Source organism: Lysobacter sp. 1R34A (genome assembly GCF_051217035.1).
In the GTDB taxonomy this organism is placed as follows: domain Bacteria; phylum Pseudomonadota; class Gammaproteobacteria; order Xanthomonadales; family Xanthomonadaceae; genus Lysobacter.
Window position 1 is genome coordinate 1 of sequence record NZ_JBPKJP010000095.1, and the last position, 15,362, is coordinate 15,362.

Annotated in this window: 15 protein-coding genes; 5 read left to right on the forward strand and 10 right to left on the reverse strand. The window is 67.6% G+C overall.

What is annotated here, in order from left to right; genetic code table 11:
* On the forward strand, positions 1-1,579 hold a 1,579-nt coding region (locus ACSAMQ_RS16875), incomplete at its 5' end, for a M4 family metallopeptidase (protein ID WP_435396768.1).
* Between the two features lie 940 nt (positions 1,580-2,519).
* Here ACSAMQ_RS16875 and ACSAMQ_RS16880 read toward each other — a convergent pair.
* A complete protein-coding gene (locus tag ACSAMQ_RS16880; protein WP_435396769.1) occupies positions 2,520-3,752 on the reverse strand; it encodes a DUF418 domain-containing protein in 1,233 nt (410 codons plus the stop codon).
* Between the two features lie 170 nt (positions 3,753-3,922).
* Complete coding sequence (locus ACSAMQ_RS16885) at positions 3,923-4,402, reverse strand: FKBP-type peptidyl-prolyl cis-trans isomerase (RefSeq protein ID WP_031374224.1); 480 nt, start codon at positions 4,400-4,402, stop codon at positions 3,923-3,925.
* A 182-nt stretch (positions 4,403-4,584) separates the two neighbouring features.
* Between ACSAMQ_RS16885 and ACSAMQ_RS16890 the strand changes: the two genes are divergently transcribed.
* The gene (locus ACSAMQ_RS16890) at positions 4,585-5,109 is read left to right on the forward strand and encodes an NlpC/P60 family protein (RefSeq protein ID WP_435396779.1); all 525 of its coding nucleotides are present in this window, start codon (positions 4,585-4,587) and stop codon (positions 5,107-5,109) included.
* Between the two features lie 182 nt (positions 5,110-5,291).
* Positions 5,292-6,005 (forward strand): C40 family peptidase, encoded by a 714-nt coding sequence (locus ACSAMQ_RS16895; RefSeq protein WP_435396780.1) that lies wholly within the window; start codon positions 5,292-5,294, stop codon positions 6,003-6,005.
* A 1,150-nt stretch (positions 6,006-7,155) separates the two neighbouring features.
* Here ACSAMQ_RS16895 and ACSAMQ_RS16900 read toward each other — a convergent pair.
* Together ACSAMQ_RS16900 and ACSAMQ_RS16905 are read right to left on the reverse strand one after the other, a co-directional pair.
* A complete protein-coding gene (locus ACSAMQ_RS16900) occupies positions 7,156-7,653 on the reverse strand; it encodes an acyl-CoA thioesterase (RefSeq protein ID WP_435396770.1) in 498 nt (165 codons plus the stop codon).
* Positions 7,650-8,258 carry an NADPH-dependent FMN reductase gene (locus ACSAMQ_RS16905; protein WP_435396771.1) on the reverse strand — a complete coding sequence of 203 codons (609 nt, stop codon included), beginning with the start codon at positions 8,256-8,258 and terminating at the stop codon, positions 7,650-7,652. The genes ACSAMQ_RS16900 and ACSAMQ_RS16905 overlap by 4 nt, the downstream gene beginning before the upstream one ends.
* Before the next feature lie 213 nt (positions 8,259-8,471).
* Here ACSAMQ_RS16905 and ACSAMQ_RS16910 point away from each other — a divergent pair, with 213 nt between their 5' ends.
* Entirely contained in the window at positions 8,472-8,915 is a 444-nt protein-coding gene (locus ACSAMQ_RS16910; protein ID WP_435396772.1) for a hypothetical protein, read from the forward strand.
* A gap of 85 nt (positions 8,916-9,000) precedes the next feature.
* Here the strand turns inward: ACSAMQ_RS16910 and ACSAMQ_RS16915 are convergent, their stop codons facing one another.
* Together ACSAMQ_RS16915 and ACSAMQ_RS16920 are read right to left on the reverse strand one after the other, a co-directional pair.
* Positions 9,001-10,425, reverse strand: coding sequence for a M16 family metallopeptidase (locus ACSAMQ_RS16915; RefSeq protein ID WP_435396773.1), 1,425 nt, complete (start codon positions 10,423-10,425; stop codon positions 9,001-9,003).
* A 12-nt stretch (positions 10,426-10,437) separates the two neighbouring features.
* Positions 10,438-11,850, reverse strand: coding sequence for a M16 family metallopeptidase (locus ACSAMQ_RS16920; RefSeq protein ID WP_435396774.1), 1,413 nt, complete (start codon positions 11,848-11,850; stop codon positions 10,438-10,440).
* 206 nt (positions 11,851-12,056) lie between these two features.
* Between ACSAMQ_RS16920 and ACSAMQ_RS16925 the strand changes: the two genes are divergently transcribed.
* Complete coding sequence (locus tag ACSAMQ_RS16925) at positions 12,057-12,545, forward strand: NUDIX hydrolase (protein ID WP_435396775.1); 489 nt, start codon at positions 12,057-12,059, stop codon at positions 12,543-12,545.
* 72 nt (positions 12,546-12,617) lie between these two features.
* On the opposite strand, the gene ACSAMQ_RS16930 is transcribed toward ACSAMQ_RS16925, so the two are convergent.
* From ACSAMQ_RS16930 to ACSAMQ_RS16945, 4 genes are all read right to left on the reverse strand, one after another.
* A complete protein-coding gene (locus ACSAMQ_RS16930) occupies positions 12,618-12,809 on the reverse strand; it encodes a hypothetical protein (protein WP_435396776.1) in 192 nt (63 codons plus the stop codon).
* Between the two features lie 9 nt (positions 12,810-12,818).
* Positions 12,819-12,995, reverse strand: coding sequence for a hypothetical protein (locus tag ACSAMQ_RS16935; RefSeq protein WP_435396777.1), 177 nt, complete (start codon positions 12,993-12,995; stop codon positions 12,819-12,821).
* A gap of 150 nt (positions 12,996-13,145) precedes the next feature.
* Positions 13,146-13,691, reverse strand: coding sequence for a hypothetical protein (locus ACSAMQ_RS16940; protein ID WP_435396778.1), 546 nt, complete (start codon positions 13,689-13,691; stop codon positions 13,146-13,148).
* Between the two features lie 90 nt (positions 13,692-13,781).
* Positions 13,782-15,107 (reverse strand): dicarboxylate/amino acid:cation symporter, encoded by a 1,326-nt coding sequence (locus ACSAMQ_RS16945; RefSeq protein ID WP_031372907.1) that lies wholly within the window; start codon positions 15,105-15,107, stop codon positions 13,782-13,784.
* Positions 15,108-15,362 lie beyond the last annotated feature (255 nt).

The following is a 15,362-nucleotide window of genomic DNA, read 5'->3' on the forward strand; positions in this document are numbered from 1 at the left end:
GCGGCCGGGCAGCGACCTCGTCGCCGCCTCGACCTCGCCCGAGCAGGCCGCGGCATCGCCGGCGGCGCAGCGCGCGCGCGGCCTGCTGGAAACCGTCGCCGCCGACGAGGTGCATCGCGTCAAGGCCGACGGCTTCGTCGCCCGCGACGTCATGATCGATCGCGACGGCACCGAGCACGTGCGCATGGAACGCACCTATCGCGGCCTGCCCGTGGTCGGCGGCGATCTGGTCGTGCATTCGCGCAACGGCGAACTGGCCTCGATCAGCCAGGGCGACAACATGCGCAGCTTCGGCCGCCCGGCGATCGAGCCCAGGATCAGCGCCGAACAGGCCAAGATCGAAGCCGGCGCCGCATTCGACGGCACGGTCACGGCGATGACGCCGGCCGCGCTGGTGATCTTCGCCCGCGGCACCGAGCCCACCCTCGCCTACCAGGTCGACGTCACCGGCGAACGCCGCAACGACCCGGCGCCGGGCCTGATCAGCTATTACCTCGATGCCGCCACCGGCAAGCTGCTGCAGGAAGACGATCGCGTCCATTCGGCCGCCGCCACCGGCACCGGCAAGACTCTGACCCTCGGCAACGTGAGCCTGGTCAGCAACTCGGTCAGCGGCGGCTACACCCTGACCGATCCGACCCGCGGCAACGGCCAGACCCTCGACGCGCGCAACCGCACCGACACCTCGACCGCGCTCGCCTTCAACGACAGCGACAACATCTGGGGCAACAACACCACCTCCGACCGCGCCTCGGCCGCGGCCGACGCCCACTACGGCGTCGCCGCCACCTTCGACTACTTCAAGAACGTGCACGGCCGCGCCGGCATCTTCAATAACGGCCAAGGCGTGAAGAGCTATGTCCACTACGGCCCGACCAACCTGGTCAACGCTTACTGGACCGGCAGCGCGATGGTCTACGGCGACGGCGACGGCGTGACCTATCGCCCGCTGGTCGCGCTCGACGTGGCCGGCCACGAAATGGCCCATGGCGTGACCGGCGCCACCGCACGCCTTGGCTACTACAACATCAAGGACAGCGGCGGCCTCAACGAAGCCACCTCCGACATCTTCGGGACCCTGGTCGAATTCAGCGTCGGCAACGCCAACGACCCGGGCGACTATCTGTTGGGCGAAGAGGTTTTCATCAACAACCCCGGCGACACCAAGGCGCTGCGCCTGATGTTCAAGCAGGACGCCGACGGCCGCTCGTTCTCGTGCTATCCGGTCGGCGGCTTCGCCGCCTCGCAGACCGGCCAGAACGGCAAGTACGACCCGCACCTGAGCTCGGGCGTGGGCAACCGCTTCTTCTACCTGCTCGCCGAAGGCGCGGTGAAGCCGGCCGGCTTCAATTACACCCCCTCGCAACTGGTCTGCAACGGCGACACCGCCATCGCCGGCATCGGCCGCGCCAAGGCCGGCGCGATCTGGTACCGCGCCCTGACCCGTTACTTCGTCTCCAGCACCACCTACCCGCAGGCCCGCACCGCCACCCTGCAGGCCGCGACCGACCTGTACGGCAGCACCTCGAACGAATACAAGGCCGTTGCCCGCGCATGGAGTGCGGTGTCGGTGAATTGAACCTGCGGTTTTTGATGATTGGTATTCGAATTGATATTCGAATTGGTATCGGCGTATCGACAGGCCGCCTGCGGGCGGCCTGTTTTTTTGGGCAGCGAACGCTTAGCGCGGCGATCCTTCTGGCGGCGAATGCTCCCGCCGTAGGAGCGGCGTGAGCCGCGACCGCGGAACGCGGAGTGACGACAGGGCCGTCGTGCTTCGTCGAAGCGGCGTGCTTTCGCCGGGGTAGGAGCGGCGCAAGCCGCGACCAAAAGACGCGCAGAGGAAGCAAGGCTGACGCCATCTATCGGCACGGCGCGCTTTCGCCAGGGCAGGAGCGGCGCAAGCCGCGACCGCCATGCTTCGGTCTCGCTTAGCCGGCGTCTCTCCCCTGTAGGAGCGACGTGAGTCGCGACCGCGGACGGGCAGAGATACCAAGGCCCCGCCATTCGTCGAAGCGACAGACTTTCGCCAGGGTAGGAGCGGCGCAAGCCGCGACATCGTCGCGCCGATCTTGCGACGTCTCTCTCAAGCAAAGATCAACATCAAGATCAAACCCAAAGCTTCCGCCACTAAAGCGGCGGGTTACTTTCTTTTGTCTAAAGCAACAAAAGAAAGGTAACCAAAGAAAAATGCTTTGTTTTGAATCACAGGCCCGCACGAGCGATGCCGACGCAGGGATTTTTCATACGGGACATCCCTGTCCCGATGAAAAACGGCGCGCATCCCTGCGCGCCGCCCTCCGGGTCTTCTTTGGCCTTCGCTAGTGCGCGGCGACGCACAGCCACAGCCACAGCCACAGCCACAGCCACAGCACGACCAGGGTCCAGGGTCCAGGGTCCAGGGTCCAGGGTCCAGGGCAGATAGTTTCGGCCCCGTTCTGACCATGGATATCGCTTGTACGACAGAGTGGTCTACGTGCGCCAATCGTTTCTTCGCAGCGCAGCCTCGCAAACGTTAGCTACGTCCCCCGAACCCGCATCGCCGGCCAGCGCCAATAGGTAAACGCGCGCCACAACCATTCGACCGGGCCGAAGCGGTGGCGCCGCAGCCAGGCGGCGCTGAGCAGCATCTGCAGGGCGAATACCGCGAAGGCCGCGGCGATCAGGGGCGCCGGCGACACCCGGCCCCACAGGCCGAGGCCGTAGCCGTAGAAGACCAGGGTGCCGACCAGGGACTGGGCGAGGTAGTTGCTCAAGGCCATGCGGCCGGCCGGAGCGAAGCGCAGCGGCCAGCGCGCGCCGCCGTGCACGATCAGCACGATCCAGGCGGTCAGGGCCAGGGCCAGCGGCAGGGCGCCGAGCATGTGCAGGGTGCTCGCGGCGACCGCCGCGGCGCTGACCGGCGTCAGTGCGGGCGAGCTGTCGATCAGCAGGCTCAAACCAGTGATGGCCGCGCCGGCCGGCACGCCATAGACGATCATCGACCGCAGCCGGCGGCGATGCGCGGCCGGGTCGGCGAGCGCGCCGCTGCGCACGAACCAGGCGCCGATCAGGAACAAGCCCAGCACCATCGGCACCATGCCGAGCCAACCCGCCCCCGCGTCTTCGACCAGGAAACTCAGCCGGTGCGCCGTCGCCTGCGCATAGTCGCCGTGCGCGTAGGCGGCGATTTCGGCGGCGCGCTCGGCACGATCGGCGGCACTATCGGCGTCGGTCGCTTGCGCCACGCCGGGCACCAACAGCATCGCCGCGATCATCAGGTAGAAGCCCAGCACGCTCAGGTACAGGCCCAGGCCGACCCGCCACAAGGCGCCCGGCGACAGCGAGCGCATCGCGTACAGCGCGAACGCGGCCAGCGCATAGGTGACCAGGATGTCGCCGGCCCAGATCAGTACCGCATGGACCAGGCCGATGACCAGCAAGCCGACGCTGCGGCGCAGGTACAGCGGGCCGAAGTCGCGCCCGGCCTGGCGCGTACGCTCGAACATGACCGCGAAGCTCGCGCCGAACAGCAGCGAGAACAACGTCCAGAACTTGCTGCGGATCAATACGTAGACGAAGGCCGAGGCGGCCTGATCGAGCCCGCGCAGCTGCGCATCGATGCCGTCGGAAACCTCCGCCAGCGGCCGGGTGAACAGCTCGGCGTTGCTGAGGAAGATCCCGAGCAAAGCCAGGCCGCGCAGCGCATCGAGTGCGAGCAGGCGTTCGTGGGCGGGGACGGGGGCCAGGCCGGAGGCGGCGGTTGCGCTCATGATCTCGCTGTCGTCGGGGGTGGCATGGCGCTGCCGCGGCCGCTTATGGCCGCTGCGTCGATTCTACGACCGCCTGGGGTCGCGACGGCCTCGCCGGGCCGTGCGAACCGGGCCGCGCAAACAGAAACGGCCCGCGCAGGCGGGCCGTTTCCAGTCGAAGGGGCTCGCCCTTAGTGCGCGTGGCCGCCGTCGCCGTGCACGTGGCCGTGCTCGATCTCTTCCTTGCTGGCTTCGCGCACTTCGACGATCTCGATGGCGAAGTGCAGATCCTTGCCGGCCATCGGATGGTTCAGGTCGACGTCGACCACGCTCATGCCGACCTTGAGGATCGTCACCGCGCGCGGGCCGAAGCTGGTCGGCAGCACCGCCTGCATGCCCGGGAACAGCTTGGCGTCCTTGAAATACTTCTTCGGCACGCGCTGGGTCAGGCCTTCCTGGTGGGCGCCGTAGGCTTCGGCGGCGACCACGTCGACTTCGAACTTGTCGCCGGCTTCGCGCCCGTCCATCGCCTTTTCCAGACCCGGGATGATGTTGTTGTGGCCGATCAGGATCGCCAGCGCGTCGCGGCCTTCCGAGGTCTCGAGCGGCTCGCTGCCCTGCTCGGACACGGTGTAGTGGAAACGGACGACGCGATCTTTCTCGATTTTCATTGCAGGACCCGACTGGAGACCGCCATCGGGCGATCAGGAAAGGAAACGGCGGTCCGTCTTTGAGCGGGCCGCCACAAAACGACACGTGGACTGTCTTGTCGTCCCGGCGCTTAGCCGCCAAGCTATCGGCCGTGACGAAGGCCGCGCATTATCCCGGCAACACCGCTCCCGCGCCAGCGCGGGTGCGCAAGCCGTGGCCGGCGCTCGCCGTGGCCGCGGTCCTGTGCGGCCTGCTGGCGGCCTGCGGCGGCGGTCGCGAAGTCGTGCGCCGCCCGCCCCCGGCCAAGCCGGTGCGGGAGTGGCCGCGGACCGAGCCCGACAACCCCGGCGCCGCCAATGCGGTGCTGATGCGCGCGATCAGCCTGGTGGGCACCCCCTATCGCTACGGCGGCAACACCCCCGACAGCGGCTTCGACTGCAGCGGCCTGGTCAATTACGTCTACCGCGACATGCTGTCGCTGAACCTGCCGCGGACCTCGCGCGACCTGGCCGCCTACCAGGGCCCGAAGATCGAGCCGCTGCGGCTCGCCGCCGGCGATCTGGTGTTCTTCGGCAGCCGCGGCAACGTCTCCCATGTCGGCATCTATGTCGGCGAGGGGCGCTTCGTGCATGCCCCGAGCAGCGGCGGCACGGTCCGCCTGGACCACCTCGACGGCCCTTACTGGGTCGACCACTACAGCGGCGCGAAGCGGGTTCTCAGGAAGTAACGAGACTTTCATGAATGCGCTATCTGGCTTAGCGCAGATGAAAAATGTGAATCAAATCACAGCCTTGTTAACGGCCTGCTAACGAAATTTGAACCTATGTCTCGCACTTGACGGGCATCATCCCCCATCGGTGACGACTTCGTGATTAATACGTGACGACCCAATTGACTCGCCACGGCCGCCTGGCTGCCACCCCCCAAGCACCTTGCGCCACCCCCCGCACGACCACGGTCGTCCGGGCCAGCCAACGAATCCTGCTGACCGCCGCACTTGCGGTCTGCGCCCTGCCCGCCTTCGCCCAGCAGTCTTCCGCGCTGGGTTCGAGCCTCGGCAGTTCCCTCCCGGGCGGCAATTCGCTGCGCAACGATTCGGCCGACGCGCCGGAGCCGACCGCCAGCAACATGCTCCCGGAGGCCATGACCCTGTCCGATCGCGCTCTGCTGCTGGCGACCGACCTCAACCGCCTGCTGGGCCCGAACGTGAACCTCGGCAAGGCCGATATCCCGGCCGCCGAGCAGAGCCGCATCAAGAGCATGCTGCAGCGCGCCCTGGGCCTGCTGGGCACTCCCTACCGTTGGGGCGGCAGCTCCCCGGACCAGGGCTTCGACTGCAGTGGTCTGGTCGGCTACGTGTTCCGCAACGCCCTGGGCATCGAACTGCCGCGCGTCTCGCGCGAGATGGCGAAGACCGGCGCGGTGATCGACCGCGACGCGATGACCGAAGGCGACCTGGTGTTCTTCGGCCGCCGCGGCCGCGTCGACCACGTCGGCATCTACCTCGGCGAGGGCCGCTTCGTGCACGCCCCGCGCACCGGCAAGGACGTGACCGTGTCCAGCCTGGATACCGGTTACTGGAGCGGCAAGTTCATGGAAGCCCGTCGCGTCGACGGCATCTGAGTTCTCGCTTCTCGATCGATATCGGACTGGCCGCCTTAGGGCGGCCTGTTGCGTTTGTGGGGATGGAGTGCGGCGAATCCTTCCCTGTAGAGCGACGCAGCCTCGACCGCCACGCCTCGCCCACATCGCCTTCGGATATGTCCCTGTAGGAGGAACGTGAGTCGCGACCGCGGGACGGGCATATAGACAACAAAGCCGTCGCTAGTCGTCGAAGCGGCGTGTTCTCGCAGGGTAGGAGCGGCGTAAGCCGCGACATCGCTGCGGCGGTCTTGCGGCGCTGCTTTCAATCAACATCTGCATCAAGATCAGGATCAGGATCAGGATCAAACCAAAGCTTCCGCCACTAAAGCGGCGGGTTACTTTCTTTTGTCTGAAGCAACAAAAGAAAGGTAACCAAAGAAGTTGCTTTGTTTTGAATCACAAGCCCGGGCGTTCGATGCATACGCGGTGATCTACATACGGGACCTCCCTGTCCCGATGAAAAACGGCCCGCATCCCTGCGGGCCGCCCTCCGGGTCTTCTATGGTCTTCGCTAGTGCTCGGCGACGCACAGCAACGGCAACGGCAACTGCTGCAGTTTCGGGGCTGCTCTTGGGTAGGAGCGGGCAAGCCGCGACCGCGAACCTGCGGCCGCCGGCGCGGGCAATCGTGTTGCGCGGTCGCGGCTTGCCCGCTCCTACCCTAAAGAGCACAGCAACCGTTGCTGTTGCCGTGAGCGCTTGGCGCAACGATGAAGTCGCGATGCAACCGTAGACCCGGAGGGCGGCGCACAGGACGTGCGCCGTCTTTCGATAAGACAGGGACGTCTTATCGAAAAATCCCGGTGACAGCACCGCACTCGTGGCCTGTGCCCTTGCAAGGAGAGCCCTTTTCTTTGGTTACCTTTCTTTTGGGCTTAGCAAAGAAAGTAACCCGGCCGCTTTAGCGGACGGAAGCTCTAGATTTTGCTGTACGGCTCTGCGGTAAGAAGCACCGTAACGACAAGCAACGCGGTCGCGACTTGCGTCGCTCCTACCCCGCGACAGTTTGCGGCTTCGATCGGCAACGACGGCGATGGAGATTCTGCGCGTCCCTTGGTCGCGACTCACGCCGCTCCTGCACAAGCCCATAGCTCCTGCACAAGCCCGGACCCGACCGCAGCGGGCGAACCTCACCCCTCGTGTACGTACCGCTCCACCGTCGCCTCGATGCCCTTGCTCAACTCCATCACCTTGAGCGCGTATTCGGCCAGTCGCTTGTCGTCTTCGGTCACCGGCGTCCACGACGGTACCGGGGTCGGTTTGCCTTCGACCTGGTCCATCGCGACGAATACGATCACGCAGTGTGTGCACAGGCGTTCTTCGGGCTCGCCGTCGTCCAGGCCCGGGTCGCGGGCTTTCACGTCGACCGCGAAATGCATGCTGCTGGTGCCGGTGTGGATCAGCTTGGTGTGCACGGTGACCAGGTCGCTGATCCGGATCGGGGCGACGAAGCGGATGCCGCCGACCGCGACGGTCACGCTGTACTTGCCGCTCCAGCCCACCGCGGCGGCGTAGCCGGCCTGGTCGATCCACTTCATGACCATGCCGCCGTGGACTTTGCCGCCGTAGTTGACGTCGGTCGGCTGGGCCAGGAAGCGCAGGTTCAACTCGCGTTGCTCGCCTTTCATGCCGGAGCTCCCTGGTAGGCCTTGAGATGCCGCACCACCGCGGCGCCGACGCGATGCACGGCGTCGCGCTGGCGCTCGTCGTTCAACTGGCCGAAATCGCCGAGCTTGTCGGCGGCCTGGCCCACCGCGACCTGCTGCGGCACCACGATCAGGCCCAGCTTGGCCAGGGCGTCGCGCAGCACCAGCAGCGAGCGCAGCCCGCCGAGCGGGCCCGGCGAGGCCGAGACGATGCCGGCGACCTTGTCGGCGAACAAGACGGTGCCGGAACGGCCGTCGGCGAGCGGCCGCGAGATCCAGTCGAGGGTGTTCTTGACCAGGGCCGGCATCGAGCCGTTGTACTCGGGCGTACTGATCAGCAGGCCGTCGTGTTCGGCCAGCAGGGCCTGCAGGCGTCGCGCCTGTTCGGGCATGGCCTCGGCTTCGATGTCGCCGTCGTAGATCGGCAAGGGGTAGTCGCGCAGCTCGATCAGGGTGACCTCGGCGCCGGCGGCGCGCGCGCCTTCGGCCAGCACCGGGATCAGGCGGCGGTTGTAGGAGCCCGAGCGCAGGCTGCCGGCGAAGGCGAGCAGGCGCACCGGCGAAACGGCGGTGTTGGCGGGGGACATGAGGGGCTCCGGGGCGAGGCGCCGATTATGCGTGAGGCGCGGCGGCGGCGGGAGCTTGAAACCCGGCGCCGGCAAGGCGATGCTCCGCGCATCCGCTCCGGGGAGGGACGGACTGCGTTACGCGCGACGCCGGCGACGATCGCCGTTGTGTCGCTATCCCCTGCCGGAGCATCGCCGGCGCCCTTGGCCCACACCCAGCAGGACAGGCCCAGCATGAAACAAGTGTTCTACGGTTTCGGCGTCTTCGTCGTCGCCTTCCTGATCGGCGCCGGCCTCGCCCGCTACGGTGCGCCCGGCGACGGCACCGCCATGCTGATCGGCGGCGGCATGCTCGCGGTCGGCCTGGTGGTCGGCTACAAGGCGCTGGAAGCGGTGGCGTTGCTGTTCGCGCCGGTCGTGCTGGCGCGCATGGCGGTGCGCTGGGCTGCGACCGGCAGCCCGGTCGAGCGCGACCAGCGCCGCGATCGCGGAGCGTGGCTGGCGCGGCTGATCTTCATTCCTCTGTACGGCGCGTATTCGCTGCTGACCGGCGCCGTCGTCGGCGCGTTTCCCGGCGGCTACGGTCTGTTCCTCACCGCACTGCTGTACGGCGTGGTCGGGCTGGTCTTTGCCGGGCTCGCGGTCGGCGTGGTGTTGAAGTGGTTCGGCGACAACTGATCGCCACCGGCGTCGTGAGCACCCAAAACGACAAAGCCCCGGCCATCGGCGGCCGGGGCTTGTTATGCGCGATACGCGTCCGGGCTTACTTCTCCAAGGTGAACTCGCCGTATTCCTTGAGCTGCCCTTCGACCGCCTTGTAGTCGCCGACCACCACGATCGACTGGTCCTTGGAGGCGTAGTACTTCTTCGCCATCGCCTGGACTTGCTCGGCGCTGATCGCGCGGATCTTCGGCACGTACTCGCCGAGGAATTCCGGCGGCAGGCCGTACAGCCAGTTGCTCGCCAGCGAGCCCGCGACCGAGCTCTGCAACTGGTTGCCGATCAGATAGCCGCCGGCGACGTAGCGCTTGGTGTCTTCGAGTTCCTGCGCCGGCACCGGGTAGTCGTTGAGGCGGCCGAATTCGTAGATGAATTCGCCGATCGCCTTGCCGGTGACCTCGTTGCGGACATCGGCCGAGGCCTGGATGCTGCCGCCGTCGCGCAAGGCGTTGAGGCCGCCGCGCGCACCGTAGGTATAGCCCTTGTCCTCGCGCAGGTTCTGCATCAGGCGGCTGCTGAAACCGCCGCCGAGCACGATGCCGGCCAACTGCGCCGGCAGGTAGTCGGCATCGGTCGCAGCGATCGCCGGACGCCCCAGGCGTACCGCCGATTGCACGCTGCCGTCGCGCTGCACGAAGATGCGCTGCGGCGCGGCGCTGGCGCGCGCCGGCGCGGTGTCGGCGATGGCTTCGCCGCTGGCCTTCCACTGGCCGAAGGCGGCTTCGGCGAGCTTGAAGCCTTCCTCCGCGCCGATCCGGCCGGTGACGATCAACAAGGCGCGGTCCGGGCGGAACCGGCGGACGTGTTCGGCGCGCACTTTCTCGGCGGTGACCGCATTGAGCGAGGCCTCGGTCGGTTGGCTGCGCGCATAGGGATGGTCGCCGTAGGTCGCCTTCAGCAAGGCGCGGGTGGCCTTGAAGCTCGGCTGCGCCTGCGACACCTTCAGCCCCTGCAACGCATTGGCCTGGGCGAGCTTGACCTCGGCATCGGGGAAGGTCGCCTGCTGGGCCACTTCCGACAGCAACCGGATCATCGGCTCGGCCTGCGAAGGCAAGGCGTTGGCGCTGAGCACCACGCCGTCGTTGAGCGCGCTGGCGCCGATCGCGCCACCGTAGCCTTGCGCGGCTTCGGCGATCGCCTTGGCGTCGCGCTTGGCCGTGCCCTGGGTCAGCAGGCCGGCATACAGCGAGGCGAAGCCCGAAGCGTCGGGGCCGTCGCTGGCATAGCCCGCGCTGCGCACGGCGAGTGCGTAGTCGACGCGCGGCAGGCCCTTGCGCGGCACCACCCAGACCTGCAGGCCGTTGGCGAGGGTTTTCTGGGCGATCTGCGGCACCGGCAGCGCCTTGTCGGCGGCCAGCGGCGGCAGTTGCTTGGGCAGCTTGGCGGCGGGGCCGGCGACGGCGGCGCCGACCGTGCAGACCAGGGCGAACGAGATCGACAGTACGAGCGGATTATTGCGGATTCTCATGTCGTCTCCTCCTCAGTTCGTCGCCGACGGCGCGGCCGCGGCGGGCTTCGCGGCCGGGCCCGCCATCGCGACCGGCTTGCGGTCGATGACGGTGCGGTTCGCGCGGGTCAGATAGGTCTTGGCGACGCGCTGCAGGTCGGCCGAGGTCACCCCTTCGATCCAGCCGGGGATCTTGTTGACCACGTTCGCGTCGCCCCACAGGGTCTGCATGCGCGCGACCGTGTCGGCGCGTTCGATGAAGCTTTCCAGGCCGTTGTACCAGTCGGCGAGCATGTGGGTCTTGACTCGCTTCAGGGTGGCCGCGTCGACGCCGTCGCGGGCGATCTTCGCCACTTCCTCGTCGATCGCGGCGAGCACCGCATCGGCATTGGTGTCGGGCTTGTACAGCGCGAACAGGGTGAACAGGGTCGGACCGTTGTAGGTCCACGGGTCGGTCAGGCCGTACAGCGCATCGATGTTGAGCGCGATCTGGCGCTGCTTGACCAGGCCCTGGTACAGGCGGGAGGCCTCGTCGCCGGCGAGCAGGCTGCCGAGCACGGCCATCGGCGCGTGGTCGCGGCTGCCGCGGGTCGGCATCTTCCAGGCCGCGGCGATCGCCGGCACCTGCGCCAGCGCATCGGTCTGTTCGATGCGCTTTTCCTTCGTGTTGAGGCCTTCGGCGAAGTCCGGCGGCGGCGGGGTCGGACGCCCCGGGATCGCGCCGAAATACTTGTCGGCCAGCTTGAAGGCCTCATCCGGGGTGATGTCGCCGGCGATGCCGAGCACGGCGTTGTTGGGGCCGTAGTAGTCGCGGTGGAACGAGCGCACGTCCTCGAGGCTGGCGTTTTCCAGGTCCTGGAAGCTGCCGTAGCCGTCGTGATTGTTCTCCCACTTCTGGAACGCGTGCTGGCCGATATCGATCCACATGAAGCCGCCGTAAGGCTGGTTCTTCACGTTGACCCGGATCTCTTCCTTGACCACGTCCTGCTGGTTCTTGAGCGTGGTCGGATTGAAGTCGAGGGTCTTCATGCGGTCGGCTTCGAGCCACAGGATGCGGTCGAGGGCCGAGACCGGCGCGACTTCGATGTAGTTGGTGAAGTCGGCGCGGGTGGAGCCGTTGTTGCGCCCGCCGCCGCCGCTGATGACCTGGTCGAACACGCCCTTGGGCGCGACCGGCGTGCCCTGGAACATCAGGTGCTCGAACAGGTGGGCGAAGCCGGTGCGGTTCTTCGGCTCCAGCCGCATGCCGACGTGGTAGACCACGCTGACGCCGACGGTCGGCGAGCTGTGGTCTTGCGAGACGACCACGGTCAGTCCGTTGTCGAGTTTCTTGACTGCGACCGGCAGCTGCCAGCGATCGCTCTCGGCCGCGCGCGCAGTGGCGAACGCGGCGGTCGTGATCGTGGTCAGACCGGCCAGCAGCACGCAGAGGTGGCGCTTGCGCATGGGATTCTCCCTGTCCTGTCGAATGAGTCCGTCGGCCGTCGCGGACCGTTGCGGGCTGCGACGTGCCGGAGGCTCCGGCACCCTAACCCGGGACGGCCTCGCCGATACGGGTCGAAAGTCACGTAGGGGGATCGGCGGCGCTGGTCGTTGCGGGACGGATCGCCGACACTGTGCGGCCCCGCTCCTGTTGTGCAGAACCCCCGCCGATGCCGTACACGCCTATCGTGGCCACCCTGGGCTACGTGATTTCGCCCGATGGCCGCCAAGTCCTGATGGTCCACCGCAACGCGCGCCCCGACGACCACCAGTTGGGCAAGTACAACGGCCTGGGCGGCAAGCTCGAAGCGGATGAAGACGTGGTCGCCGGCATGCGCCGCGAGATCTTCGAGGAAGCCGGCATCGTCTGCACCGCGATGAGCCTGCGCGGCACCATCAGCTGGCCCGGCTTCGGCAAGCACGGCGAGGACTGGCTGGGCTTCGTGTTCACCATCACCGCCTTCGAGGGCACACCGTTCGCGAGCAACCCCGAAGGCGCGCTGGACTGGGTGCCGATCGAGCGCCTGCACGAATTGCCGATGTGGGAAGGCGACCGCGAATTCCTGCCGCTGGTGTTCGACGCCGACCCGCGTCCGTTCCATGGCGTGATGCCGTACCGCGACGGACGCATGCAGTCGTGGAAGTACTCCCGGATTTAGAGCGGGCGGACTTAGAGCGGGACGGATTTAGGGCGGAACGGATTCAAACCGGATCGATACGAACGCGGACGCTCAGGCGTCGCCGATCCGCCGCAACTCGTCCCAGGGCGTCTGCCAGACGCGGCTGCTCAGGCTCCACGGCGGCGGCTCGCGGCCGAGCGCGGCCTTGCGTTTGCGCCAGGATTGGCGAACCGCGATGCAGGCCAGCACCGCCAGACCGAGCGACCACGCGCGCGAGCGCCAGCCGGAACCGGCGCCCAGCACCTGCAGCCATCAAGCCGGCCCTCGCCATAAGCCGACGAGCGCCAGGAAGGCGGCGGCGGCGAGCACGGCGATCGTTTTGGGCGACAGCCGCGATGCCCAACCCGGGCCAGGCACGCGCGGGCCGAACCCGGCCAGGACTTGCCGCTCGCACGCGGTCATCGGCCGCGAGACGATTTCCAACGACATCCTCGATCCTCAAGGGCCGCGCTCGACCGGACGAGATTCCGCGCCGCGCCGGCGAAGGCGCCAGTATCTCCGATCCGCCCAGTTGCACCGGGGCGCACCGGGCGCACCGGATCGTGCCGATCACGCCGGATCATGCCGAATTGCGCCGCCTCAGCCGCCGACCCGCACCGAGCCCTTGCCGTCCTGCTGCTCGAACACGAAGCTGAAAGCCAGGCTCACCGCGACCGCTTCTTCGCGGCCGCTGACGCAGCCCTGCTCGTCGACCGGGCGGGCGCCAGGATAGACGCAGCGGAACGCCGGATCGAAACGCCACTGCGCCACCGCGTTGCGCGCGGCCTCGACGAAGCGCGGATCGGTCTGGGCCGGGCGCGGGCAACCGCTGGCGGCATCGTCGATCGGCTGGCTGTCCATGACCTTGCCGTCCTCGCCGATCGCCACGCGCAGGCAGATCGTCTGCGGCGGCAGGCGCTGGGCCAGCAATACCGGGGGATACAGCGGGCTGGGATTGCCGTGTTCGGCCAAGGGCATCTGGAAGGTTTCGTTGTCGGCCAATTGCATGCGCTCGCTGGCCGGCATCAGCTTGTCGATCGAACGCACCCCGACCTGGCCGCTGCGCGGGGTGTCCTCGGCCTCGACCCTGGGCGGCCCAGGACGCGTCGCGCACGCGCTCAACAGGCTCGACGCCAACACCAGCAAGGCCCACCGCAGGCCGCTCGCGCAACGCGGGGAAGGCCCCGTTCCGGCTACTCGCTCGTATCGACGCCCTTGCATGGCCTTCGTCCTCGCTCAGGCTTTGCTTTCTTCCTCGATCCCGACATTGGTCGGCGCCGCGTCGTAGACCGCCTTGTCGAGCAGGCCGGTCTCCTTGGCCACCAGCACCGGCACCAGCATCTGCCCGGTCACGTTGGTCATGGTCCGCATCATGTCGAGCACGCGGTCGATCGCGTACAGATAACCGATGGTCTCCAGCGGCAGGCCGGCCGCGCTGAGCACCACAGTGGCCATGATCACCGCCGTGCCGGGGACGCCGGCGGTGCCGAAGCTGCCGAGCACCGAGGCGATCATGACGATGAAGTACTGGTCGGCGGTCAGCGGCGTGCCGGTGTACTGGGCGATGAACACCGCGCACAGCGCCGGATAGATCGCACCGCAGCCGTCCATCTTGATGCTGGCGCCGAGCGGCGAGGCGAACGCCGCATAGTCTTTATTGACGCCGAGGTTGTGGGTGATCGAACGCATCGCCACCGGCATCGCGGCGAAGCTCGAGGAGCTGACGAAGGCCACCTGCATGCCGGGCGCGGCGCCGCGGAAGAACTTCAGCGGGTTCAGCCCGTGCGCGAGCAGCAGGCCGCTGTAGACCACGACGATGTGCAAGGCGCAGGCCAGGTACAGGGCGAACACGAAATTGCCGAGCGGCAGCAGCTTCTCGAAGCCGTAGGCGCCGACCAGGGCGGCGATCAGGCCGAAGGTGCCGATCGGGGTGACTTCGAGCACGAAGCGGGTCACCTGGATCATCAGGTCGCTGGTCTCGCCGACCAGCTTGCGCACCCCGGCGACTTTTTCGCCGAGCTTGACCATGGCGAAGCCCAGCAGGCCGGCGAAGAAGATCACCGGCAGGATCGAGCCCTTGCCGGCCGCGAGCACGGTCTCGCCGGCGGCGTTCTTGGTCGCGCCGATGCCGGTCAGGGCATAGAACGGATTGCTCGGCACCACGTCGAGCAGCACCTTGGTCACGCTGGGCACGTCGCGCGGCTTGTAGCCGCTGTCGATCGCCAGCCCCATCACGCCGCTGCCGGGCTGCAGCACGGTGCCGACCGCCAGGCCGATGCCGACGGCGAGGACCGCGGTGACCGCGAACCACAGGAAGGTGCGTCCGCCCAGCGCGGCGATCGATTTCTGCCCGTGCAGCGAAGCCACCGCGTTGATCACCGCGAAAAACACCAGCGGCACCGCGATCATCTTGATCAGGGTGACGTAGAGGTCGCCGAGCGGGCCGAACCAGGTTTCGGCGGCCGGGCCGAACGCCCAGCCGGCGAGCGCGCCGAGCACGAAGCCGCCGACCACGCGCTGCCAGAACGGAATGCGGAACCACGCGGAGAGCAAGGCGGTCATGGCGGACTATCCAGAAGATTCGTCGGAAGACTCCGGCCGGAGCGGCCCGGCGCGGAGCGAGCGGCACACCATAAACAGGTTCGACGCGCCGCCGGCAAACCCTAGCGCATAAGCCGGCAACGAAATTTCATGAAGCGCGACCGCTTCGGCAAAACACCGCGACGCAGTCCGCGCTTTCATGCACGTGCCTTCGCTGGCGGCGTCCGCGCGGCCTCGGCGCGGCGGCTGCGCGCCGGCGCCTTGGCCGGCGGCTTG